Here is a 22269-nt window from a genome sequence, read left to right on the forward strand (position 1 = left end):
GGAATTTCGAACACCACCGAGCGCTGCGGTGGGGCCATCGTCCTGAATTCCGGTCCGACCCCAATTGCTCCGGCGCAAGGCACTCACCCTGGTTCCTCCCCCCGGGGAGAGCAAGGAAAACCTAGTCCTGCGCCAGCAGCCGCTGCACCGGCGCCGGCACGCCGTAGCGGCCCAGCTCCTCGCGCACCGCCCATGTCCCTTCGCGTCCGGCCATCGCCTGCCTGGGCAGCCGCACCGCCACCGGATGCAGGTACAGGTCCTTGTGGGTCAGCACGTGCAGGAACGGCGGATCCTCGCGCCAGCCGGCACGCTCGTGGCCGCCCAGCGATTGTTCCAGGGCGCTGGCGCTGTCGAACACCGGCAGGCAATACAGCCCGGCCCAGATGCCGGTGGCCGGCCGCTTCTCGAGCCACACCGCGCCTTCTTCGCTCGCCGCCCGCAACAGCCACAGCGACTGCGAGCCGCGGGTGAGCTTGCGGGTCCTGACCGGGTAGCGCTCCGGATTGCCCGCGGCGCGCGCAACGCACAGCGAGTTCGCCGGGCACAACAGGCACGACGGATTGCGCGGCAGGCAGATCGTGGCGCCCAGGTCCATCAGGCCCTGGGTATACGGCGGCATGGCCCGCTGCAGGTCGCGACTGGGCAGCAGGTCCTGCGCGTGTTCCCACAGCTTGCGTTCGTTCGCTGCCGCGGCCAGGTCGTCGCCGAACCCGAGCACCCGGGTGAGCACGCGCTTGACGTTGCCGTCGAGGATCGCGGCGCGCTCGCCGAAGCAGAAGGCGGCGATCGCCGCCGCCGTCGACCGGCCGATGCCGGGCAGCGTCTCCAGCACCGCCGCGCGGCTCGGGAATGCGCCGCCATGCACGGCAACGACTTCCTGCGCGCAGCGGTGCAGGTTGCGCGCACGGCTGTAGTAGCCGAGCCCGGACCAGCAGGCATACACGTCGTCCAGGCTGGCGGCGGCCAGCGCGCGGACGTCCGGAAAGCGCGACAGGAAGCGCGGGTAGTACTCGAGCACGCGCGACACCTGCGTCTGCTGCAGCATGATTTCGGAGAGCCAGACGCGGTAGGGGTCGCGGGTGCCTTGCCACGGCAGCCCGGCGCGGCCATGCGAGCGCTGCCAGCGCACGACGCGCCCGGCAAAACCCGCCGGCAAGCCGCTCATGCGGACATGCGCAGGGGCTCGGATGGCGCGGATTCCTCTTCGGGGACGGTGATCAGCTGCCCCGTGAGCTCCAGCAGCTTCGCCTCCAGGACTGACAGCGCGGCTTCCTGGCTCTCAATCTCGGCGATGCGCTGGTCCAACCCCGACGCAGCCTGCTGGATGCGCTCGATCGCCTCGAGCCGCCGGCCGAAGTTGCGGCGGCGCTCGCGCAACTGCGCGTCGAGCTGGGCTGCGGCCGACTTGTTCCACAGTTCCAGTTCGCCGAGCGCCGATTCGTAGACCACCCGCAGCCGCGTCGCCAGGGCGCGCACCAGCCGGTCGGCGAATTCGGGCTGCGCCAGGCGGAACATGTTGCCCATCCCGAGGTACTGGATGTGGCTGCGCTCGACCAGGTCGAGGTCGCGCTGGAACCGCACCAGGTCCGGCTCGCGCGGCGCCTGCAGCGAGAACCCGTATTCGGCATTGAGCTGGCGGAAGGTGCCGGTGAGCATCGACTGGATCTCGGCGCTGCTGTCCGCCGCCTGGCGCAGCGTGGCGCGCAGCCGGTCGAAGGTCTGCGCGTAGGCCTTGCGCGCGCCGAGCTTGATGCCGGGCTGCCGCAGCTTGGCGGTGAGCTCGGCCATCTCCTGCTTCAGCGCGGGCGTGCCGAGCAGGGCGAGCACTTCGCGCAGCAGCTTCAGGTGCACGGAGCGCACCGCGTGCACCCGCGCCCCGCTCACGTCGAACTCGCGCTGCTCCTGCTCGATGCGGGCGCGCATCTGCCGGATCACCGACGTGTTCTTGCCGCGCAGGCCCTTGAGCTCCATCATCTGCTCGGCCAGGTCGCGCCGCCGGATCTGGATGGCGCGCGCGGCCTCGGAGCGCAGCGACACGATGTTGGCGGCGACGGAGGCGCGCAGGATGTTGCGGCGGTGCCCCATCACCCCGTGGCTGAGCGCGCGTTCGAGCACCGGCAACTGGCTGGCCTGCAGCAGAGCGGCGTCCTCGTTGATCTTCGCGAGCAGGCCCTTCTGGGCGGAAACGGGGATCACCTGCGACTCCGACAGCCCGAGCACCTGCGCCGAGGTGGCGCGCTGGCGCTCGATCTCGCCCTGCACCTCGTACGGGGTGCGCAGCGCGTCCCACATGGTGTCGATCTTGTTCAGCACCACCAGCCGCGCGTCGGCGCTGTCGCCCTCTGAGATCAGGTGCTCGCGCCAGATGGCGAGGTCCGACTTGGTGACGCCGGTGTCCGCGGCCAGGATGAACACCACCGCGTGGGCCTGCGGGATCAGGTTCACCGTCAGTTCCGGCTCGGCGCCGATGGCGTTGAGGCCTGGCGTGTCGAGGATGACGAGGCCCTGTTTCAGCAGCGGGTGGGCGATGTTGATCAGCGCGTGGCGCCAGCGCGGCACCTCCACCTTGCCGTCCGGCCCCAGCAGCGGGTTGTTCTCGGGGAATTCGTCGTGCCAGAACCCCAGCGCGCGCGCCTCGTCGGTGGTCACGCGCCGCACTTCGGCCACTTTCTCGAAGGCCTGCGCCAGCTGCGACGCGTCGTTGACGTCGAGGTCGAAGCGGACCCACTTCTCGGGCACCGCGCGCCATTCCATCAGCGGCTGCGGCTGCAAGCGGGTCTCGATCGGCAGCAGCCGCAGGCAGGGCGGCACCTCGCCGTCGTAGCCCAGCTCCGTCGGGCACATGGTGGTGCGGCCCGCGCTGGCCGGCATGATGCGGCGCTTGTAGCCGGCGAAGAAGATCGCGTTGATCAGCTCCGACTTGCCGCGCGAGAACTCGGCGACGAAGGCGACCATGACCTTGTCCGAGCGGATCTGCGTCTCCAGCCGGCGCAGCCGCTCCTCGACGGCGGCGTCGAGGAGGTCGTGGTCACGCAGCCACTCCGACAGCAGTTTCAGGCGCAGCGCGAACTGGCGCCTCCAGGCGCCGTGCTGGTCGAACTGTTCGTTGAAGGAAGTGCCCACTGTGTCCCCGTGGTAGAGCAATTGAATATAGCATCGGCCCCCCGGCGCGCGTCCACGCGCGCGCGCGGATGTCGTTTTTCGGCAAGCGCGCGCCGGCCGCCCGCGCCGCAGTTCACGGCTTCTGGCAGGTGGGGCAGAAATAGGTGGCCCGCTGGCCCTGGCGGATCGTCTTCACCGCCGTCCCGCAGACGCGGCATGGCTGTCCCGCGCGGTCGTACACCATGGCATCGAGCTGGAACAGGCCGGCCTCGCCATGAGCATTGGAGAAGTCGCGCAAGGTGCTGCCGCCCCGCTCCACGGCCCGCGCGAGCACGTCGCGCACCGCCTGCTGCAGCAGCCGGGCCCGCGGGCGGCTGATGCGCGACGCGCGCAGCGTCGGCCGGATCCGCGCCAGGAACAGCGCTTCGGAAGCGTAGATGTTGCCGACGCCCACCACCACGTCGCCCGCCAGGAGCACCTGCTTGATCGGGGCGTTGCGCCGCCGCAGGCGCTGGTGGAAGGCATCGAGGTCGAAGGCGTCCGACAGCGGCTCGACGCCCAACCGCCCCAGCAGCTTGACCGCCTGCGCCGCATCCTCGCCGGGCGCAAAGACCACCGCCCCGAACCGGCGGGGGTCGTTGAGCCGCAGCACGCCGCGGGTGGTGACGAGGTCGAAGTGGTCGTGCGCGCCCGGCTGCGGCTGCGACGGCGCGAAACTCAGGCTGCCGGACATGCCCAGGTGCAGCAGCAGCACACCCTGGTCGAGGTCGATCAGCAGGTACTTGCCGCGGCGGCGCACGCCGGTGACTGTGCGTCCCACCAGCGCCTGCGGCGTCACGCCCAGCGGCCAGCGCAGGGGCTTGCCGACGCGCACCGCCTCGACGCGGCCGCCCGCGATGCGATCGGCGAAGCTGCGGCGGGTGACTTCGACTTCCGGCAGTTCGGGCATGGGTCCTGGATTATCATGAATCGATGAAGAGATTGACCCTCGCCGGCGCCCTGCTGCTGGCATGGATTCACATCGCACCGGCCCAGGCGGCGGAGCCCCCGGCACAGACGGCCCTCGACGCGGAACTCTTCTACGAGTTGCTGCTGGGCGAACTCAATGCGCGCGGCGCGGAGCCGTCCACCGGCTACTCCCTGATCCTGGATGCGGCGCGCAAGACGAACGACCCGGCCCTGTACCAGCGGGCGGTGGACCTGGCGTTCCAGTCGCGGTCGGGCGATGCCGCGCTGCAGGCGGCCCGCGCCTGGAAGGACGCGCATCCCACTTCGCGCGACGCGAACCGCTACGTGCTGCAGATCCTGATCGCGCTGAACCGGGTCAGCGAGAGCGCGCCGGCGCTGCGGACCGAGATCGAGCTGTCCGACGCCAAGGACCGCAATGCCACCTTGTCGCTGATTCCGCGCAATTATTCGCGGGTCTCCGACAAGAAGCTGGCGGCGTCGGTGGTGGAACAGGCACTGGCCGACTACCTGCGGCAACCCGACACGGCCGGCGCCGCCTGGACGGCCGTCGGCCGGATGCGGCTGGCCGCCGGCGACCGCAAGGCCGCGATCGACGCGGCCCAGCGCGCACAGGCCGCGAGCCCGGGCGCGGAAGGGCCGGTGCTGCTGGCACTGGAACTGATGGATCCGAAGGAGCCGCAGGCCGAGTCCCTGGTGCGGCGGTACATGGCAGGCAAGCCGCTGCCCGAGCTGCGCATGTCCTATGCCCGCGAACTGCTGGAAGCGCAGCGCTACCAGGACGCGGCGCAGCAACTGGAGTTCGTCACCAGGGAGAAGCCCGACTATCCCGAGGCCTGGCTGGTGCAGGGAACGCTGCAGCTGCAGGACAACCGCGACGATGCCGCTGAAGCGTCGATCAAGCGCTACCTGGAGCTGGCACAGGCCCAGGGCAAGCCCGAGGACCGCAGCCGCGGCATGGCGCAGGCCTTCCTGTCGCTGTCGCGGATCGCCGAGCGCCGCAAGGACCTCGCCCAGGCCGCCGCCTGGCTCGACCGCATCGAGAATCCCCAGGACCTGGTCGCGGCCCAGCAGCGTCGCGCCTCGATCATGGCGCGGCAGGGCAAGCTCGAGGAGGCGCGCAAGCTGCTGCGAGCGCTGCCCGAGCGCAACCCGGCCGATGCCCGCACCAAATTGATGGCCGAGGTGCAGCTGCTGCGCGACACGAAGCACTGGCGCGAGGCCTACGAGCTGCTCGGCCGGGCCGCGGCCAAGCCGCCGGTCGACGTCGACCTGCTGTACGAGCAGGCCATGGTCGCCGAGAAGATGGGCAACCTCGCCGCCATGGAACGCCTGCTGCGCCAGGTGATCGCCACCAAGCCGGACTACCACCATGCGTACAACGCGCTGGGCTATTCGCTGGCCGATCGCAACCTGCGGCTGCCCGAGGCGAAAGAGCTGATCCGCAAGGCGCTGACCTACGCGCCCGACGATCCCTTCATCAGCGACAGCCTCGGGTGGGTGGAGTTCCGACTGGGCAACCTGGGCGAGGCGCTGCGCATCCTGGAGACGGCGTACAAGACCCGGCCCGACGCCGACATCGCCGCCCATCTCGGCGAGGTGCTGTGGACCCTGGGCCAGCGCGAGCGCGCCGAGGCCGTGTGGAAGGAAGGGCTGCTGCTCAACGCCGACAACGACACCCTGCAGGAAACGCTCAAGCGCCTGCGCGTCAAGCCATGAACCGGCGGCGGGTGTCGTGGCTGCTCGGTTGCGGCCTGGTGGCGTTGGCCGGATGCGCCACGCCGCCGCGGCCGGCCGACGGCGCGGGTGACAACGGCCCCTGGAGCGGGCGGCTCGCGCTGCAGGTCAAGGACCAGGCGAGCCAGTCCTTTGCCGCGATGTTCGAACTGCGCGGAACCGCCGAGTCGGGCGAATTGACGCTGACGAGTCCGCTGGGCGGCACGCTGGCCGTGCTGGCCTGGGCGCCGGGGAGCGCCACCTTGCGCAGCAACGGCCGCACGCGCAGTTTTCCGTCGGTGGAGGCACTGGTCACCCAGGCCACCGGGGCCGCCATCCCGGTGGCGGCGCTCTTCGACTGGCTGCGCGGGCGCAACACGCCGGTGCCCGGCTGGCGGGCGAACCTCTCGCAACTGGCGGAAGGACGCATTTCCGCCGTGCGGCACGAGCCGCAGCCGGAGGCGGACCTGCGGGTGGCGCTGGACCGATGAAGGCGCTGTACGACGTCCCGGCCCCGGCCAAGCTGAACCTGTTCCTGCACGTGGTGGGGCGCCGGGCGGACGGCATGCACCTGCTGCAGTCGGCGTTCATGCTGATCGACTGGTGCGACACGCTGCACTTCGAGCTGCGCGCCGGCGGCGCCATCAGCCGCGAGGACCTCGGGGTGCCATTGCCGCAGCAGGATCTCGTGCTGGCGGCGGCGCAAGCGCTGCAGCGCGCCGGCGGCGTCACGGCCGGCGTCCACGTCGCCATCGACAAACGGGTGCCGAGCGAAGCCGGCCTGGGCGGCGGCTCGTCCGACGCGGCCAGCTGCCTGCTGGCGCTCAACCGGCTGTGGGGCCTGAACCTGCCGCTGGCGCGGCTCGCTCAGATCGGGCTGGCGCTGGGCGCCGACGTGCCCTTTTTCCTGCACGGCCGCAACGCCTGGGTGGAGGGCATAGGGGAGCATTCGACGCCGCTGGCGCTGCCGCCGGGGCGGTTTGCCGTCGTGAAACCTTCCCAGGGCCTGGCCACCGCCCGCATATTCGCGGACCCGCTGCTCAAACGCGACACCGAGCCTGCTATAATCTCAGGCTTTGCTGCAAACCCTTCCGGGAATACGGACCCTTACCGGTTCGGCCGGAACGATCTGCAACCCGTTGCCCAGCGCCTGTGCGCCGGGGTGACCCAGGCGCTGGAATGGCTTGGATCGCAAGGCCTGCAAGGGCGGATGACGGGCTCCGGCAGCGCGGTCTTTGCGCCGCTACCGGCAGGGCAGGCACTGCAGGCGGCCCCGGCGGGCTGGCAGGCGCGGGAATGCAGCAATTTGGAGGTCCATCCCCTCTTCGGGTGGGCCCCCAGCGACGATTGATCGGTGGTCGGCTGGTTGCAGCCGGCAACCCGTGTAGGGGAGTCGCCAAGTTGGTTAAGGCACTGGATTTTGATTCCAGCATGCGAGGGTTCGAGTCCTTCCTCCCCTGCCAAATACGCGTTGCGTACAGGCACTAAAGTTCAAATTCGCTGGGTCAGTCCATGCAGGTTGCTCCCCCCTCTCCCGATTTCATGGTGTTCACGGGCAACGCCAATCCGGCGCTGGCCGCCGAGATTGCCGGCCACCTGGGCATCTCGCTCGGCGCCGCCAGCGTCGGGCGCTTCTCGGACGGCGAAGTCACCGTCGAGATCAACACCAACGTGCGGGCCAGGGACGTCTTCGTGGTGCAGTCCACCTGCGCCCCGACCAACGACAACCTGATGGAACTGCTGATCATGGTCGACGCGCTCAAGCGCGCCTCGGCCGAGCGCATCAGCGCCGTGATCCCGTATTTCGGCTACGCCCGGCAGGACCGGCGGCCGCGTTCCACGCGCGTGCCGATTTCGGCCAAGGTGGTCGCCAACCTGCTGCAGAAAGTGGGCGTCGCCCGGGTCCTCACCATGGACCTGCACGCCGACCAGATCCAGGGCTTCTTCGACATCCCGGTGGACAACATCTACGCGTCGCCGGTGCTGCTGGGCGACCTGCGCCACAAGAGCTACGACAACCTGATCGTGGTGTCGCCCGACGTCGGCGGCGTGGTGCGCGCCCGCGCGCTGGCCAAGCAGCTGGACACCGACCTCGCGATCATCGACAAGCGCCGGCCGCGCGCCAACGTCAGCGAAGTGATGCACGTGATCGGCGAGATCGACGGCCGCAACTGCGTGATCATGGACGACATGATCGACACCGCCGGCACGCTGGTGAAGGCGGCCGAGGTGCTGAAGGCGCGCGGCGCGAAGAAGGTCTACGCCTATTGCACGCACCCGATCTTCTCGGGTCCCGCGATCGAGCGCCTGTCCAAGGGCACGGCCCTGGACGAGGTGGTGGTGACCAACACGATCCCGCTGTCGGAAGCCGCGCGCAACTGCGGCAAGATCCGCCAGCTCTCCGTGGCCCCGCTGATCGCCGAGACGGTGCAGCGGATCGCCAAGGGCGAGTCGGTGATGAGTTTGTTCTCGGACCAGGAAAACCTCTTCTGAGGCTTGCCTGACGGGACATCGAGCGGGCCTGCGCGAGCAGGCCCTTTTTTGCAACGGAGCCGCACTGGTCGCGGTGGGCTTCAACTGGAGTGAATCATGAAATTCGTCGCTTTCGAGCGCGCCAAGCAGGGCACGGGTGCGAGCCGCCGTCTCCGCAATACCGGCAAGACGCCGGGCATCGTGTACGGGGGCTCGGGCGAGCCGCAGCTGATCGAGCTGGATCACAACGCCCTGTGGCACGCCCTCAAGAAGGAAGCCTTCCATTCCACCATCCTGGACATGGAGCTGAACGGCAAGGAAGGCAAGGTGCTGCTGCGCGACGTGCAGGTGCACCCGTTCAAGCCGATGGTGCTGCACATCGACTTCCAGCGCGTCGACGCCAAGACCCGCCTGCACATGAAGGTGCCGCTGCACTACGTGAAGGCGGACGAGTCGCAGGCAGTCAAGTTCGAGAACTGCGTCGTGAACCAGGTCATGTCCGAACTGGACATCTCCTGCTTCCCTGGTGACCTGCCCGAGTTCATCGAAGTCGACCTGTCCTCGCTCAAGAAGGGCATGTCGCTGCACCTGAACGACGTCACCCTGCCCAAGGGCGTGACGGCCGTTACCCGCGGCAAGCCGAACCCGGTGCTGGTCTCCGTGGTCGTGGTCGGCGGCGAGGAAGCCGCCGCCGGCGCCGAGGGCGCGGAAGCCGCGCCGGCAGCCGCCGCTCCCGCGGCCGATGCAAAGGCCGCGCCGAAGGCCGACGCCAAGCCGGCCAAGAAGAAGTAAGCCGCCCGCCGCGGCAACGACGGCCCGCCCCCCGGCGGGCCGTTTGCTTTTGGAGCCGGATAATGCCGCTCCATGATCAAACTGTTCGTGGGGCTGGGCAATCCGGGCCCCGAGTACGAAGCGACGCGCCACAACGCCGGGTTCTGGTGGGTGGACGCGCTTGCCGGCGAGCTCAAGCTGTCGCTCGTCCCGGAGAAGGCATATCACGGCCGCATGGCGCGCGCGACGCTGCACGGCCACACCTTCTGGCTGCTGCAGCCGCAGACCTTCATGAACGTTTCGGGCCGCTCCGTCGCCGCCCTGGCGCGCTTCTACAAGATCGCGCCGGAGGAAATCCTGGTGGCGCACGACGAACTCGACATCGTGCCGGGCCAGGCGAAGCTGAAGTTCGGTGGCAGCCACGCCGGGCACAACGGCCTGCGCGACATTCACGCGCAGCTGGGCACCGGAGACTACTGGCGGCTGCGGCTGGGGATCGGCCATCCGGGCGTGAAGTCCGAGGTGGTCGACTGGGTGCTGCGCAAGCCCGCGCCGGAACAGCGCACGGCGATCGAGGACTGCATCGCCCGCACGCTCAAGGCGTTCCCGGCCCTGATGGCCGGCGAGATGGAGAAAGCCACCTTGCTGGTGCACACCAGCAAGCCGCCGCGCGCCAGGCCGCCGCGGCCTGAAGGGGTCTGATCGTCCACCACGAGGAGAGTCCGTCATGTTCCATCCCTTGCGCGTGCTGTGCCTGCTGGCCTGCGTGGCCGGCTGGAGCATTCCCGCGGCCGGCCAGACGGTCTGGCGCTGCGGCGACACCTACAGCCAGAAGCCTTGCCCCGGCGGCAGGGAGGTGCCGGCCGAGGACGCGCGCGACGCCGGCCAGCGCGCGCAGACCAGCAGTGCGGCGCGGCGCGACGCGAAGCTGGCGGACGAGATGGAAAAGGCGCGGCTGAAGGACGAAGCCAAGGCCGCGCCCGCGTACATTCCGCCGCCGAAGGCCGGCGACCCGGCGGACCAGGGCGACCGCACCCGCTCGATGGCGGTGGCGAAGAAGCCGGCCCACTTCACGGCGGTGTCGCCGAAGAAGCCGGGCGAGTCGAAGCCTTCGAAGAAGGCGGCGAAGGCGAAGAAAAGCGGCGACTGATCGCGCCGGTCAGGGCCTGGCTGTTTCGGAATCGGGCGCCGGCACGCCCGTTTCCGGCTTGCCTGTCAGGCGCTGGTATTTGCGCCACAGCGATTCGCGGCTCTCGACGTGGGCCGGGTTCACCGGGATGCAGGCGACGGGACAGACCTGCACGCACTGCGGTTCGTCGAAATGGCCCACGCATTCGGTGCAGCGGCCGGGATCGATCTGGTAGATCTCCGGGCCGAGCGAGATCGCCTCGTTGGGACACTCGGGCTCGCACACGTCGCAGTTGATGCACTCGTCGGTAATCATCAATGCCATGGCGCCACGCCCTCTCGAAAACAGCTCTGCACTTCTGGCATTATCCCCGCCGGAATGAGCATTTTCCTCTTCAAGCGCCTGATCACCCTGATTGCGACACTGGTAGGCGCTTCGGTGGTGGTCTTCCTGGTGCTGGAGATCCTTCCCGGCAACGCGGCGCAGATCCTGATGGGTCCCGATGCATCGCCCGACGCGGTGCAGGCGCTGGCCGCCAAGCTCGGACTGGACCGCCCGCCGCTGGAGCGCTACTTCGACTGGGTCGGCGGCATGCTGACGGGCGACCTGGGCCTGAGCTACACCTACAGCACGCCGGTGTCCGAACTCGTGCTGGAGCGACTCTCCCTCACCGTGCCGCTGGCGCTGATGGCGATGGCGCTCACGTCGATCATCGCCCTGGCTGCCGGCATCTACGCCGCCGCCCGCCACAACAAGCTGGGCGACGTCGGCGTGATGGGCCTGTCGCAGGTCGGCATCGCGATCCCGAACTTCTGGTTCGCGATCCTGCTGATCCTGCTCTTCTCGGTGCACCTCAAGTGGTTCTCCGCCGGCGGCTTCCCCGGCTGGGAAGAAGGCATCCTGGAAGGCGTCAAGGCGCTGCTGCTGCCGGCGATCTCGCTGGCGGTGGTGCAGTCGGCGATCCTGGCGCGCATCACCCGATCCGCCGTGCTCGAAGTCCTGCGCGAGGACTTCGTGCGCACGGCGCGGGCCAAGGGCGTGTCGCGCACCGGGACCTTGTGGGGCCATGTCCTGCGCAACGCGATGATCCCGGTGATCACGATCATGGGCCTGCAGTTCGCCGAGCTGCTCGCCGGCACCATCGTCGTCGAGAGCGTGTTCTACCTGCCGGGCCTGGGTCGGCTGATCTTCCAGTCGATCTCCAACCGCGACCTGATCGTCGTGCGCAACTGCGTGATGCTGCTGGCCGCGATGGTGGTCATCGTCAACTTCGTCGTCGACCTGCTGTACGCCGCCATCGACCCGCGGGTGAAAGCCAGCGACATTTGAGGGCCTGTTCACACCTTTTTTGACAGATGCGTTGCGAGTCAAAAAGGCCAAGTGCTAGGCGCGGCGATGCAGCCGCACCCGACGTGCGGCCAGTCGCCGCAACAACGCAATTGGCCTTTTTGGCCGCAACCCGGAGGGAACGTGCTTACAACCGCGCCACTCGTTGTTGAACTCCTAGCCAAGGCGTCCAGCCTTGGCGTTGTCGTCCGCCTAGATTGGCGCGGTTCTAAGCACGTTCGCACTGCCAAAAAAGGTGTGAACAGGCCCTAGCATGAGCGCAGTCCCCGTCGCAGTCCCTCCCATCGTCCAGGGTCCCGGCTTCTGGCGCCGTGCGTTCTCGCACCGCAGCTTCGCCGTCGGCTCGGTGCTGAGCCTGCTGCTGGCGTTCGCGGCGCTACTGTCGTTCGTGTGGACGCCGCATTCGCCATACGAGATCGACATGGGCCTGAAGCTGCTGCCGCCCGACGCGAAGTACTGGTTCGGCACCGACGCCTACGGCCGCGACGTTGCTTCGCTGCTGCTGGTGGGCGCCCGCTCGTCCATCGTCGTCGGGGTGATCGCCGTCGGGATCGGCCTGGTCGTGGGCACCGCGTTCGGCCTCCTCGCCTCCGCGAAGCGCGGCTGGGTCGAGGAAATCATCATGCGGCTGGCGGACTTCGGCTTCGCGTTCCCGGCCATCCTGTCCGCCATCATGCTGACGGCGGTGTTCGGCCCCGGGATGGTCAACGCGATCATCGCGATCGGCATCTACAACATCCCGACCTTCGCGCGCATCACGCGGGCCTCGGCCAACGCCGTCTGGTCGCGCGAGTTCGTGCTGGCCGCGCGCGCCTGCGGCAAGAACGCGTTCTCGATCACGATGGAGCACGTGCTGCCGAACATCATGTCGGTACTGATCGTCCAGGCGACCATCCGCTTCGCCATCGCCATCCTGGCCGAGGCGGCCTTGTCGTACCTCGGACTCGGGACCCAGCCGCCGCAGCCCTCCTGGGGCCGCATGCTGAGCGAGGCGCAGACGCTGATGTTCCAGGCGCCGCTGCTCGCCGTCTTTCCCGGCATCGCCATCGCCCTGGCGGTGCTCGGCCTGAACCTGCTCGGCGACGGCCTGCGCGACCTGTTCGATCCGCGGCTGGCCCGCAAGCGCTGAAGACGCCGCCGATGCCCCTGCTCGAAGTCAACAACCTGCACGTGCGACTGCAGACCCATCGCGGACCGGCCTACGCGGTGCGCGACGTGAGTTTTTCCCTGGAACGGGGCGAGACGCTTGGGCTGGTGGGGGAGTCGGGCTGCGGCAAGTCGATCACCGTCATGGCCCTGATGGGCCTGCTGCCGGAGAACGCGCAGGTCACGGGCAGCATCCGCTTCGAGGGCCAGGAGCTGGTCGGCAAGAGCGACCGCGAGCTGTGCCGGATTCGCGGCGACCGCATCGGGATGATCTTCCAGGAGCCGATGACCGCCCTCAATCCGGTGCACAGCATAGGCCGCCAGGTGGCGGAGCCGCTGCGGCTGCACCGCGGGATGTCGGCGGGGCAGGCGCGCCAGGAGGCGATCGCCCTGCTGGACCGGGTGGGCATTCCCGACGCGGCGCGGCGCATCGACGCGTATCCGCACCAGTTCTCCGGCGGGCAGCGCCAGCGGGTGACGATCGCGATGGCGCTGGCCTGCGGTCCGGACCTGCTGATCGCCGACGAGCCGACCACGGCGCTGGACGTGACGATCCAGCGCCAGATCCTCGACCTGATCCGCGAGCTCGTCGCCGAGCGCGGCATGGCGCTGATGCTGATCTCGCACGACCTGGGCGTCATCGCGCAGAACGTGCGGCGGATGATGGTGATGTACGGCGGCAGCGTGGTCGAGAGCGGCCCGACGACTTCCGTATTCGCGCACCGCATCCATCCGTACTCGCTGGGCCTGTTCGCCGCCCGTCCGGCGCTGGGAACGGCCAAGGGCAAGCGCCTCGTGACCATCGCCGGCACCGTGCCCGAGCTGGTCGACCTGCCCCCCGGCTGCCCGTTCGCCGGGCGCTGCAGCTTCACCATTCCCGAGTGCCACGTCACCGTGCCGCCGCCGCAGCTGGTGGAGCCGGACCACCAGGCCCGGTGCATCCGCCTGGATGCAGTGGCCGCCGCCCGCCGTGAGGGAGTGGCCGCATGACGGAACCACTGCTGCAGGTGGACAACCTGGTGCGGCACTACCTGATGCCGCGCGAGAAACTGTTCACGCCGCATCCCGTGGTGCAGGCGCTCAACGGCGTGAGCTTCACGATCGAGGCCGGCCGCAGCCTGGGCATCGTGGGCGAGTCGGGTTCCGGCAAGTCGACGCTGGCGCGGCTGGTGATGGCGCTGGACCACCCCACGTCGGGCAGCGTGAAACTGCTCGGCCGCGACCTGCAGGCGCTGCCGCGCGAGGAACTGCGCCAGGCCCGCCGCGACATCCAGATGGTGTTCCAGGACCCGTACGGATCGCTCGATCCGCGCCAGACCGTGGAACGCATCGTGACCGAGCCGCTGGCGGCCCAGGGCGACACCACGCGCGCCGAGCAGCAGCGTCGCGCCGCGCAGGCGCTCGACTCGGTGGGGCTGCGGGCCAACGACCTGGGCAAGTACCCGCACGAATTCTCGGGCGGCCAGCGCCAGCGCATCGCGATCGCCCGTGCCCTGATCACGCGCCCGCGCCTGATCGTCGCCGACGAGCCGGTGAGCGCCCTGGACGTTTCGGTGCAGGCGCAGGTGCTCAACCTGATGCAGGACCTGCAGGCGCAGTTCGGCATCACGTACATGTTGATCAGCCACGACCTGGCGGTCGTTCACCACCTGTGCGACGACGTCGCCGTGCTCTGGCAGGGCCGCATCGTGGAACAAGGTCCCCCCGACCGGCTGTTTCGGGCGGCCGAACATCCCTACACGCGCACGCTGCTCGAAGCCGTGCCGAAAGCCGAACCGCCGTCCCGTGCGGCGCCCCCGCGCGACGGGGAAATCCCGCTTGTCACTGCGAGCCGATCCCGGCCATGATCCGCCACGCCCCCGGAGGGGCTTTTCACACCCTGGAGTCAAGCACCATGTTGAAGCGACGCACCGTTCTCACCCACTCGGCCTCGCTGGCCGCGCTGGCCAGCGTGCCGCTGGCGGTTTCCACGCCGGCCCTGGCGCAGGGCCGCAAGGATGCGGTGGTGCTGGCGATGGCGCTCGAGCCGCCGGGACTGGACCCGACGGCCAACGCCGCGTCGGCGATCGCGGAAATCACGCTCTACAACATCTACGAGACGCTCACCAAGATCAACTCGGACGGCACCGTGTCGCCGCTGCTGGCCGAAAGCTGGGAAGTCTCGCCCGACCTGCGCACCTACACGTTCCGCCTGCGCAAGGGCGTCAAGTTCCACAACGGCGAGCCGTTCAACGCGCGCACGGTGAAGTTCGCGTTCGAGCGGGCCGGCGCCGAGAAGAGCACCAACAAGGACAAGCGCACCTTCGCCAGCATGGAGACGGTGCAGGCCGTGGACGACAACACGCTGGTCATCGTCAACAAGGAGCTGGACCCCGACTTCCTGTTCCTGATGGGACAGGCGACGGCCGTCATCGTCGAGCCCAAGAGCGTCGATGCGAACGCGACGAAGCCGGTCGGCACCGGCCCGTACAAGCTGGAGAACTGGAGCAAGGGCTCGTCGGTCACGCTGACGAAGTGGGACGGCTATCGCGATCCGGGCAAGGCGAAGATCAAGCGGGCCACCTTCCGCTTCATCTCCGAGCCCGCGGCGCAGGTCGCCGCCCTGCTGGCCGGCGACGTCGACGCCTTCCCGCGCGTGACGCCGCGCAGCGTGCCGCAGTTCAAGGGCAACCCGAAGTTCCAGGTCGTCGTCTCGGGCTCGCGCGCGAAGACCGTGCTCGCGATCAACAACAAGAAGAAGCCGCTGGACGACCTGCGGGTGCGGCGGGCCATCAACGCGGCGATCGACCGCAAGGCGGTGATCCAGGGTGCGGGCGACGGCTACGGCGCCCCGATCGGCAGCCATTACGTCCCGGGCGCCTTCGGCTATGTCGACACCACCGGCGTGAATCCGTACAACCCCGACAAGGCCAAGGCGCTGCTGAAGGAAGCCGGCGTCACGGCGCCGCTGGAACTCACCATGGTGCTGCCCCCGCCGCCGTATGCACGCCAGGGCGGCGAGGTGATCGCGTCGCAGCTCGCCAAGGTCGGCATCAACGTCAAGCTGCAGAACGTCGAGTGGGCGCAGTGGCTGAGCGGCGTCTACGGCAACAAGAACTACGACCTGTCCATCGTGTCGCACGTCGAGCCGTTCGACCTCGGCAACTTCGCCAAGCCGGGCTATTACTGGAACTACGAGTCGCCGAAGTTCAACGACCTGTACACGAAATACAAGACGTCGCCACGCGAAGCCGACCGCAAGAAGATCGTCGGCGAAATCCAGCGCCTGCTGGCCGATGAAGCCGTGCTCGGGTGGCTGTACCAGCCCCAGTGGGTGACGGTGGCCAACAAGAACATCAAGGGCCTGTGGAAGGACATGCCGGTGTTCGTGAACGACCTGTCCGCCCTGTCCTGGGCCTGAAGACCGGGATCGCATGACGACACCTTCGCCGGCCCTGCATGAACTCTCCGCCGCCGAGCTGGTCGGCGGCTACCGCCGGCGGGACTTCTCGCCGGTGGAAGTGATCCAGGCCGTCCTCGGCCATGTCGAGTTGTGGGAGCACAAGCTGCAGGCGCTGTACCTGCTGCGCCCGGAACTCGCACTGGAACAGGCGCGCGCCAGCGAGGCACGCTGGCTGCGAGGCGCGCCGCTGGGTCCGCTCGACGGCGTGCCAGTCACGGTCAAGGACAACATCGCGACCCGGGGCGATCCGCTGCCGCTCGGCACGGCCGCGAGCGAACTCGCGCCGGCGGCGGCCGACGCGCCGCCAGCCGCGCGGGTGCGCGAGGCGGGCGGCGTCGTCATCGCCAAGACCACCATGCCGGACTACGGCATGTTGTCGTCCGGGCTTTCGAGCTTCCACCACCTCGCGCGCAATCCCTGGGACCTGGGCAAGACGCCTGGCGGTTCCAGTTCTGGCGCCGGCGCCGCGGCGGCCGCCGGGTATGGTCCCTTGCACATCGGCACCGACATCGGCGGTTCGCTGCGGCTGCCGGCCGGCTGGTGCGGCATTTTCACGCTCAAGCCGAGCCTGGGCCGCATCCCGATCGATCCACCGTACACCGGCCGCGCGGCCGGGCCGATGACACGGCGCGTTGCCGATTCGGCGTGGTTCATGCAGGTGCTGACGCTGCCGGACGCACGCGACAGCATGAGCCTGCCGTACCAGGCGATTGCCTGGGACCAGTTCGACGCCGGCGTGGAAAAGCTGCGGGGACTGCGCATCGGGCTGCTGCTGGAGGCCGGCTGCGGACTCGCCGTGGAGCCCGAAGTGCGCGCCGCGGTCGAACATGCCGCCCGGCTCTTCGAACGCGCGGGCGCCGTGGTGGCGCCGATGCGTCCCTTCATGACGCAAGCCATGCTCGACGGCATGGACCACTTCTGGCGGATGCGCTCGCTCGTCGACATGAAGGCGCTCTCGCGCGAGCGCAAGGCCAAGGTGCTGCCCTACATCCAGCAATGGGCGGACAGCGCCGCCGGCATGGACGGCGAGGCGGTCTACAAGGCCGCCAGCCAGTTCCACCAGACGCGTGTCGCGACGGTGGCGGCCTGCGCCGGCTTCGACTACGTGATCTCGCCCACCTCGCCGGTGCCGGCGTTTCCCGCCGAACTGCCCTCGCCGACCAACGACCCGCTGCGGCCGCTGGAACACATCGGCTTCACGGTGCCGTTCAACATGTCGGAGCAGCCGGCCGCGTCGATCAACTGCGGCTACACGGCCTCGGGACTGCCGATCGGGCTGCAGATCGCGGGCAGGCGCTTCGACGACCTGGGCGTGCTGCAGGTCTCGCGCGCATTCGAACTGATCCGGGACGAGCAGCGTCCGTGGCCGCTGCCGCCGTCGGAGGCGGTCGAGCACATCGACTGAGGGCGGCCGGCGCCTTCAGCGCGACGGCGGCAGCTCGGCGAGCAGCTTGCGCTGGTCGTAGACCGGCTGCGGCGGCAGGTCGGCCAGGTGCGCCGTGTCGGCCCAGGCCAGGACCTCGATGCGGCCAGCGCTCACCCGCACGCGGCTGACGCCGGCATTGGGGATCTCGCTCTGGCGGGGGCCGCTCAACGAGAGCGAGCGCGCCGTGCGCCAGATCATGTCCAGCACCCCGCCGTGGGTGACCACCACCAGCGTGCCACCCGGATGGTCGCCGGCGATGCGATAGACCGCGTCGACCACGCGGGCGTGGAACTCCCGGGTCGTCTCGCCGCCCGGCATGCAGAAATCCTCGTGGAACCGCAGCCATTGCTCCCAGGCCTGCGGATGCTGCGCCTTGATGTCGTCGACGCGCATGCCGTCCACGGTGCCGAAGCTCTGTTCGCGCAGCGACGGCTCGGTCACGCTCGGGACGCCGAGCTGGTCCGCGACCGGCCGAGCGGTCTGCTGCGCGCGCAGCAGGTCGCTGGCGTAAAGGTGCGCGGCGGGCTCGGCGGCGAGGCGCGAGGCCAGGCGCCTCGCCTGCTCGAGGCCGATGGCGTTGAGCCCCACGTCGACATGGCCCTGGAAGCGCAGCTCGCGATTCCAGTCGGTTTCCCCATGCCGCACGAGAATCATTTCAGTCATCGCGGCGATTATCCCGCCGCGCCGCGCCGGCCACGGTCCTGCGCGCGACCGAACTGTCGAGCACGGCTTCCGGCGTGCGGTATTGCACGCCCGTGCCGTGGCGCCGGCTAGTCGCGGCCGAGGCTGCGCACCTTCTCCTGGAGCTTGCGCTGGACCGAAGGCGACACGAACTTGTCCACCTCGCCGCCCAGCACCGCGATCTCGCGCACGAACGTGCTGCTGATGAACTGGTACTTGTCGCTGGGGGTGAGGAACACGGTCTCGACGTCCGGCATCAGGCTGCGGTTCATGCCGGCCAGCTGGAACTCGTAGTCGAAGTCGGTGACGGCGCGCAGCCCCCGCACCATGGCCTTGCCGCCGCGGGCGACCACGAAGTCGCGCAGCAGGCCCGAAAAGCTCTCGACCTCCACCTGCGGATAGGGCTGCGCCACCAGGCGCGCCATCTCGATGCGCTCCTGCAGCGTGAACATCGCCTTCTTGTGGTGGCCGGCGGCCACGGCGACGATCACGCGGTCGAACAGCTGCGTGGCGCGGCGCACCACGTCCTCATGGCCCAGGGTCATCGGGTCGAAAGTGCCGGGGTAGACGGCGATCACGTCGTGGGCCATTGGATCTCCTGCGCCGGGCCCGCTGCCGAGCCCATGTTGCGCCGCATTATGCAGTCCGCTGCAGCAGGTGCGCGTGCACCGCCCCGGCGCGCAGGTGCCGCAACAGGGCGAATCCGTGTCCGGCCAGGGCCGGCTCGCCCCAGGCGGTGGGGGACTCGAGGTACGCCAGGTCGCCTGGCGCGAGCAGCGTCGCGGCCGCGGCGAGCGCCTTGTCGAAGATGGCGGCGTCGAACGGCGGGTCGAGGAAGACCAGGTCCACGCTGCCTGGGGCGAGCCGGGTGAGGACCGACAGGCCATTGCCGCGCTCGACCTTGACGGACTGCGCGTCCAGGCGCTTCTGCACGGTCCGCAGCTGCGCGACGAGTTCGGGATCCTGCTCGACCATCAGCACCTCGGCGGCGCCGCGGGATGCGGCCTCGAAGCCGAGCGCCCCGGTGCCGGCGAAGGCGTCGACACAGCGCCAGCCGGCCAGGTCGTGGTCCAGCCAGTTGAACAGCGTTTCGCGCACCCGGTCCGGCGTCGGCCGCAGGCCCGGCTTGTCGGCCACCGGGAGTTTGGTGCGCTTCCACTGCCCGCCGATGATGCGCACCTCGCGCGGCAGCGGTCCGCGCGGCGGGCGCGCGGGCCGGGCAGGATTCGCGCCGCGGGCCATCAGCGCGCCGCCGCAGCGCCGACGGTCACCATGACCATGCGCTGCGGCTGCAGCTTGCGCGCGAACGCCGCCTTGATGTCGGCGATGGTGACGCGCTCCACCCTGGAGATCCAGGTGTCCAGGTAGTCCAGCGGCAGGTCGTACCACGCGATGTTCGCCACGTTCTCCAGCAGCTTGCGGTTGCTGTCGATCAGCAGCGGGAAGCCGCCGACCAGGTTGTCCTTGGCGGCCTGCAGCTCCACGGGTGTCGGGCCGTCGGCGACGAACCTGGCAACCACGTCCCGTGCCACCTCGATCGCCTGGGCCGCCTGGTCGGGCCGGGTCTGCAGGCCCACGGTGAAGGCGCCGGCATGCAGTCCGGGCGAAAAATAGCTGTAGACGCTGTAGCTCAGGCCGCGCTTTTCCCGCACTTCGGTGGTCAGGCGCGACACGAAGCCGCCGCCGCCCAGCGAGTAGTTGCCCACCAGCAGGGGGAAGTGGTCCGGGTCCCTGCGCTGGTAGCCCGGCTGGCCGATCAGGACATGCGCCTGCGCCGAGGCGAAGGGGACCTCGCGCAGCACGGGGGCGGCGAGCGGGGGCACTTCGGCCACGGCCGGCAAGGCCTCGCACCGTCCCGCGGCCGGCAGGCGCGACAACAGGGTGGCGACCATCGCATCGGCCTGGGCGCGCGTGACGGCGCCGACCACGCTCACCCTCGCGCGGCACGTGGCGAGCAGGCCACGGTACATCGTCTTCATGTCCGCGACGGAGATGCGCTGCAGCGTTTCCTCGGTCATCTCGTAGCCGTACGGATGGCCGCCGTACACCGCCTTCGCATATTCCTTGCCGACGATGGTGCCGGGGCGCGTGTTCGCCTCGCGGATCGCCGCCGAGATGCGCTGGCGTTCGCGCTGCCATACGTCGTCGGGAAACGACGGCTCGCCCAGTTGCCGCGACGCGAGCTGCACCGCCTTGGGCAGGATCTCCGGGTCGGTCAGGGAGCGCAGCGAAAAACTCATGCGGTCGGAACTGGCGCTGGCGTCGAACCCCGCGCCCAGGTCGGCCCAGGCGTCGCTCAGCTGGTTCTCGTCCATGGCCTGCGGGTACGGCGTGGCCGCGCCGTTCGCCGCCGCGGCGATGCCCTTGGACGTCATGCCCGCCGTCACGCTGGCCAGTCCGGCCTGGGGCGCCGGGTCGCGGCGGGAGCCGGCATCGAAGTCGACGCGGATGTCCACCATCGGAATGGACGGACTTTCGACGAGGTAGACCTTGGCGCCGCCCGGCTGGGTCCAGTGCTGGATCGGGATGGCGGCGAGCACCGGTCCCGATGCCAGCAGGAGTACCACGGCGCAGCGGCGCAGGGCAGCCGCGATGTTCTTGGTGTTCATGTTCATGGTCGCGGGCCTGTCGGTCAGTGGCGGGCGCCGGCGGGGGGCTTGCGCGGTTTGCGGTTGGGGTCGACGGGCTGCGGGTGCAGCGTGGCGACGGTGAGCTGGTCGTCGCCGAAATAGCGCGCGGCGACCGACTTCACCTGTTCCGCGGTGACGCCCTTCAGCCGCTCGATCAGGCGCTCGCCGGCGTCGGGCGGAAAGCCCATGATCCAGTAGCTGCCGATCTCGCGGGCCTGGTTCATCACCGAGTCCAGCTTGTAGATCTCGGCCGCGATCCATTGCGTCTTCACGCGCTTGAGCTCCTCCTCGCTGACCCCGTCGCGCGCGACCTTGGCGACCTCGGCGCGCAGGGCCGCCTCGACCTGCGCGGCCGTCTTGCCCTTTGCCGGAACGCCGTCCAGCGTGAACATCTGCGGACCGCGGCCCCACAGGCCGTTGCCGGCGCCCACGCTGTCGGCGACCCGGTCCGGGCCCTGCGTCAGGTTGCGGTTGAGCCGCGCGCCGCTGTGGCCGTCGAGGACGGCCGCGAGCACCGTGAGGGCCAGCGCATCGTCGTTCTCGGGGGCCGGTTCGAACGACGTCAGCTGCGGCACCTTGAACGCCAGCGCCACGTACGCCTGTTCCGCCGGCGCCTTGAACTCCAGCCGGCGCACGCCGGCCTGCGGCGGCTCCTCCCGCGGCTTGCGTGGCGGGACCGGGCTGGCCTTGATCCCGCCGTAGTGCTTCTCGGCCAGCCGGCGCACCTGCTCCGGGTCGACGTCGCCGGCCACGACGATGACCGCGTTGGCCGGCACGTACCAGCGGCGGTAGAAGTCGCGGGCGTCCTGCGGCGTCATCGCCTCGAGGTCGCTCATCCAGCCGATGATGGGGCGGCGATAGGGCGAAGCGAGGTACGCGGTGGCGCTCAGCTGCTCCCACAGCAGCGAGCGCGGTGCATCCTCGGTGCGCAGCCGGCGCTCCTCCTTGACGACTTCGAGTTCAGGCTTGAACTCGCTGTCGGGCCACTTGTTGTTGGCGAAGCGGTCGGCCTCGAGCTTCATCACCTCTTCGAGCTTGCCGGCCGGGATCTGCTGGAAGTAGCCGGTGGCGTCCTTCATGGTGAAGGCGTTCTCGCGGCCGCCGAGCGCCGCCACGCGACGCGAGAACTCGCCCGGCTTGAGCTTCTCCGTGCCCTTGAACAACATGTGTTCCAGGACATGGGCCACGCCGCTCGCGCCGTCGACCTCGTCCATCGATCCGACGCGCACGTACACCATGTGGACCGCCGTCGGCGCCCTCTTGTCGGGTTTGACGATCAGCGTGAAGCCGTTGGCCAGCTTGAACTGCTGGGCCTTGGCGGGTCCGGCGGCTGGGCTCTGCGCGAGGCTCGGAGGCAGGAAGGCCAGGGTCCCGCACAGGCAGAGACTCCACAGGGCTCGGCGAAGGAGGTGTTTCATAGAATCGCAGATTCTAGAGAGCC

The 22269-nt window shown here is 69.4% G+C and carries 22 protein-coding genes and 1 tRNA gene; 14 read left to right on the forward strand and 9 right to left on the reverse strand.

Annotated features, from left to right (window positions below; genetic code table 11):
• Window positions 1–121: 121 nt before the first annotated feature.
• From mutY to mutM, 3 genes are all read right to left on the reverse strand, one after another.
• Complete coding sequence (gene mutY / locus RAMLITH_RS17715) at window positions 122–1165, reverse strand: A/G-specific adenine glycosylase (RefSeq protein ID WP_168108775.1); 1044 nt, start codon at window positions 1163–1165, stop codon at window positions 122–124.
• Window positions 1162–3123, reverse strand: a complete 1962-nt coding sequence (locus RAMLITH_RS17720) for a dynamin family protein (RefSeq protein WP_168108776.1) — start codon at window positions 3121–3123, stop codon at window positions 1162–1164. The genes mutY and RAMLITH_RS17720 overlap by 4 nt, the downstream gene beginning before the upstream one ends.
• Before the next feature lie 112 nt (window positions 3124–3235).
• Window positions 3236–4051 carry a bifunctional DNA-formamidopyrimidine glycosylase/DNA-(apurinic or apyrimidinic site) lyase gene (gene mutM / locus RAMLITH_RS17725; protein WP_168108777.1) on the reverse strand — a complete coding sequence of 272 codons (816 nt, stop codon included), beginning with the start codon at window positions 4049–4051 and terminating at the stop codon, window positions 3236–3238.
• A 23-nt stretch (window positions 4052–4074) separates the two neighbouring features.
• On the opposite strand from mutM, the gene RAMLITH_RS17730 reads away from it, so the two are divergent.
• From RAMLITH_RS17730 to RAMLITH_RS17765, 8 genes are all read left to right on the forward strand, one after another.
• Window positions 4075–5787, forward strand: coding sequence for a tetratricopeptide repeat protein (locus tag RAMLITH_RS17730; protein ID WP_168108778.1), 1713 nt, complete (start codon window positions 4075–4077; stop codon window positions 5785–5787).
• Entirely contained in the window at window positions 5784–6275 is a 492-nt protein-coding gene (locus tag RAMLITH_RS17735; protein ID WP_168108779.1) for an outer membrane lipoprotein LolB, read from the forward strand. Before RAMLITH_RS17730 ends, RAMLITH_RS17735 begins: the two co-directional genes overlap by 4 nt.
• Window positions 6272–7135, forward strand: a complete 864-nt coding sequence (gene ispE / locus RAMLITH_RS17740; protein WP_168108780.1) for a 4-(cytidine 5'-diphospho)-2-C-methyl-D-erythritol kinase — start codon at window positions 6272–6274, stop codon at window positions 7133–7135. Before RAMLITH_RS17735 ends, ispE begins: the two co-directional genes overlap by 4 nt.
• Window positions 7136–7170: 35 nt before the next feature.
• Window positions 7171–7247, forward strand: a tRNA-Gln gene (locus tag RAMLITH_RS17745).
• Between the two features lie 49 nt (window positions 7248–7296).
• Window positions 7297–8277 carry a ribose-phosphate pyrophosphokinase gene (locus tag RAMLITH_RS17750; RefSeq protein ID WP_168108781.1) on the forward strand — a complete coding sequence of 327 codons (981 nt, stop codon included), beginning with the start codon at window positions 7297–7299 and terminating at the stop codon, window positions 8275–8277.
• A gap of 96 nt (window positions 8278–8373) precedes the next feature.
• Entirely contained in the window at window positions 8374–9048 is a 675-nt protein-coding gene (locus tag RAMLITH_RS17755; protein WP_168108782.1) for a 50S ribosomal protein L25/general stress protein Ctc, read from the forward strand.
• Window positions 9049–9120: 72 nt separating this feature from the next.
• Complete coding sequence (gene pth, locus RAMLITH_RS17760) at window positions 9121–9729, forward strand: aminoacyl-tRNA hydrolase (RefSeq protein ID WP_168108783.1); 609 nt, start codon at window positions 9121–9123, stop codon at window positions 9727–9729.
• Window positions 9730–9754: 25 nt separating this feature from the next.
• Entirely contained in the window at window positions 9755–10177 is a 423-nt protein-coding gene (locus RAMLITH_RS17765; protein ID WP_168108784.1) for a hypothetical protein, read from the forward strand.
• Between the two features lie 9 nt (window positions 10178–10186).
• Here the strand turns inward: RAMLITH_RS17765 and RAMLITH_RS17770 are convergent, their stop codons facing one another.
• Window positions 10187–10480: a YfhL family 4Fe-4S dicluster ferredoxin gene (locus tag RAMLITH_RS17770; RefSeq protein WP_168108785.1), complete on the reverse strand. Its 294-nt coding sequence runs from the start codon at window positions 10478–10480 to the stop codon at window positions 10187–10189.
• 54 nt (window positions 10481–10534) lie between these two features.
• Here RAMLITH_RS17770 and RAMLITH_RS17775 point away from each other — a divergent pair, with 54 nt between their 5' ends.
• The 6 genes from RAMLITH_RS17775 (at window position 10535) to RAMLITH_RS17800 (ending at window position 17496) form a co-directional block, all read left to right on the forward strand.
• Entirely contained in the window at window positions 10535–11485 is a 951-nt protein-coding gene (locus RAMLITH_RS17775) for an ABC transporter permease (RefSeq protein ID WP_168108786.1), read from the forward strand.
• A gap of 271 nt (window positions 11486–11756) precedes the next feature.
• Complete coding sequence (locus RAMLITH_RS17780) at window positions 11757–12632, forward strand: ABC transporter permease (RefSeq protein ID WP_168108787.1); 876 nt, start codon at window positions 11757–11759, stop codon at window positions 12630–12632.
• A gap of 11 nt (window positions 12633–12643) precedes the next feature.
• Window positions 12644–13639 (forward strand): ABC transporter ATP-binding protein, encoded by a 996-nt coding sequence (locus RAMLITH_RS17785; RefSeq protein WP_168108788.1) that lies wholly within the window; start codon window positions 12644–12646, stop codon window positions 13637–13639.
• Complete coding sequence (locus tag RAMLITH_RS17790) at window positions 13636–14496, forward strand: ATP-binding cassette domain-containing protein (protein ID WP_168108789.1); 861 nt, start codon at window positions 13636–13638, stop codon at window positions 14494–14496. Before RAMLITH_RS17785 ends, RAMLITH_RS17790 begins: the two co-directional genes overlap by 4 nt.
• A 47-nt stretch (window positions 14497–14543) precedes the next feature.
• Complete coding sequence (locus RAMLITH_RS17795) at window positions 14544–16049, forward strand: ABC transporter substrate-binding protein (protein WP_168108790.1); 1506 nt, start codon at window positions 14544–14546, stop codon at window positions 16047–16049.
• Window positions 16050–16062: 13 nt separating this feature from the next.
• Window positions 16063–17496 (forward strand): amidase, encoded by a 1434-nt coding sequence (locus RAMLITH_RS17800; protein WP_168108791.1) that lies wholly within the window; start codon window positions 16063–16065, stop codon window positions 17494–17496.
• A 15-nt stretch (window positions 17497–17511) separates the two neighbouring features.
• Here the strand turns inward: RAMLITH_RS17800 and RAMLITH_RS17805 are convergent, their stop codons facing one another.
• From RAMLITH_RS17805 to RAMLITH_RS17825, 5 genes are all read right to left on the reverse strand, one after another.
• The gene (locus RAMLITH_RS17805; RefSeq protein WP_168108792.1) at window positions 17512–18180 is read right to left on the reverse strand and encodes a histidine phosphatase family protein; all 669 of its coding nucleotides are present in this window, start codon (window positions 18178–18180) and stop codon (window positions 17512–17514) included.
• Between the two features lie 107 nt (window positions 18181–18287).
• Window positions 18288–18788, reverse strand: a complete 501-nt coding sequence (coaD, locus tag RAMLITH_RS17810; RefSeq protein WP_168108793.1) for a pantetheine-phosphate adenylyltransferase — start codon at window positions 18786–18788, stop codon at window positions 18288–18290.
• Window positions 18789–18834: 46 nt separating this feature from the next.
• Window positions 18835–19440 carry a 16S rRNA (guanine(966)-N(2))-methyltransferase RsmD gene (gene rsmD / locus RAMLITH_RS17815; RefSeq protein ID WP_168108794.1) on the reverse strand — a complete coding sequence of 202 codons (606 nt, stop codon included), beginning with the start codon at window positions 19438–19440 and terminating at the stop codon, window positions 18835–18837.
• Window positions 19440–20813 (reverse strand): M16 family metallopeptidase, encoded by a 1374-nt coding sequence (locus RAMLITH_RS17820; protein ID WP_168108795.1) that lies wholly within the window; start codon window positions 20811–20813, stop codon window positions 19440–19442. The genes rsmD and RAMLITH_RS17820 overlap by 1 nt, the downstream gene beginning before the upstream one ends.
• 17 nt (window positions 20814–20830) lie before the next feature.
• Window positions 20831–22246, reverse strand: a complete 1416-nt coding sequence (locus RAMLITH_RS17825) for a M16 family metallopeptidase (protein ID WP_168108796.1) — start codon at window positions 22244–22246, stop codon at window positions 20831–20833.
• Between the last annotated feature and the right edge of the window lie 23 nt (window positions 22247–22269).

It is taken from the genome of Ramlibacter lithotrophicus (genome assembly GCF_012184415.1).
Classification (GTDB): Bacteria; Pseudomonadota; Gammaproteobacteria; order Burkholderiales; family Burkholderiaceae_C; genus Ramlibacter; species Ramlibacter lithotrophicus.

Bases quoted from the DNA above. Each gene is read 5' to 3' on its own strand.
- mutY (WP_168108775.1), bottom strand. From the start codon at position 1,165: ATGAGCGGCTTGCCGGCGGGTTTTGCCGGGCGCGTCGTGCGCTGGCAG.
- mutM (WP_168108777.1), bottom strand. From the start codon at position 4,051: ATGCCCGAACTGCCGGAAGTCGAAGTCACCCGCCGCAGCTTCGCCGAT.
- RAMLITH_RS17730 (WP_168108778.1), top strand. From the start codon at position 4,075: ATGAAGAGATTGACCCTCGCCGGCGCCCTGCTGCTGGCATGGATTCAC.
- RAMLITH_RS17735 (WP_168108779.1), top strand. From the start codon at position 5,784: ATGAACCGGCGGCGGGTGTCGTGGCTGCTCGGTTGCGGCCTGGTGGCG.
- ispE (WP_168108780.1), top strand. From the start codon at position 6,272: ATGAAGGCGCTGTACGACGTCCCGGCCCCGGCCAAGCTGAACCTGTTC.
- RAMLITH_RS17750 (WP_168108781.1), top strand. From the start codon at position 7,297: ATGCAGGTTGCTCCCCCCTCTCCCGATTTCATGGTGTTCACGGGCAAC.
- RAMLITH_RS17755 (WP_168108782.1), top strand. From the start codon at position 8,374: ATGAAATTCGTCGCTTTCGAGCGCGCCAAGCAGGGCACGGGTGCGAGC.
- pth (WP_168108783.1), top strand. From the start codon at position 9,121: ATGATCAAACTGTTCGTGGGGCTGGGCAATCCGGGCCCCGAGTACGAA.
- RAMLITH_RS17765 (WP_168108784.1), top strand. From the start codon at position 9,755: ATGTTCCATCCCTTGCGCGTGCTGTGCCTGCTGGCCTGCGTGGCCGGC.
- RAMLITH_RS17770 (WP_168108785.1), bottom strand. From the start codon at position 10,480: ATGGCATTGATGATTACCGACGAGTGCATCAACTGCGACGTGTGCGAG.
- RAMLITH_RS17775 (WP_168108786.1), top strand. From the start codon at position 10,535: ATGAGCATTTTCCTCTTCAAGCGCCTGATCACCCTGATTGCGACACTG.
- RAMLITH_RS17780 (WP_168108787.1), top strand. From the start codon at position 11,757: ATGAGCGCAGTCCCCGTCGCAGTCCCTCCCATCGTCCAGGGTCCCGGC.
- RAMLITH_RS17785 (WP_168108788.1), top strand. From the start codon at position 12,644: ATGCCCCTGCTCGAAGTCAACAACCTGCACGTGCGACTGCAGACCCAT.
- RAMLITH_RS17790 (WP_168108789.1), top strand. From the start codon at position 13,636: ATGACGGAACCACTGCTGCAGGTGGACAACCTGGTGCGGCACTACCTG.
- RAMLITH_RS17795 (WP_168108790.1), top strand. From the start codon at position 14,544: ATGTTGAAGCGACGCACCGTTCTCACCCACTCGGCCTCGCTGGCCGCG.
- RAMLITH_RS17800 (WP_168108791.1), top strand. From the start codon at position 16,063: ATGACGACACCTTCGCCGGCCCTGCATGAACTCTCCGCCGCCGAGCTG.
- RAMLITH_RS17805 (WP_168108792.1), bottom strand. From the start codon at position 18,180: ATGACTGAAATGATTCTCGTGCGGCATGGGGAAACCGACTGGAATCGC.
- coaD (WP_168108793.1), bottom strand. From the start codon at position 18,788: ATGGCCCACGACGTGATCGCCGTCTACCCCGGCACTTTCGACCCGATG.
- rsmD (WP_168108794.1), bottom strand. From the start codon at position 19,440: ATGGCCCGCGGCGCGAATCCTGCCCGGCCCGCGCGCCCGCCGCGCGGA.
- RAMLITH_RS17820 (WP_168108795.1), bottom strand. From the start codon at position 20,813: ATGAACATGAACACCAAGAACATCGCGGCTGCCCTGCGCCGCTGCGCC.
- RAMLITH_RS17825 (WP_168108796.1), bottom strand. From the start codon at position 22,246: ATGAAACACCTCCTTCGCCGAGCCCTGTGGAGTCTCTGCCTGTGCGGG.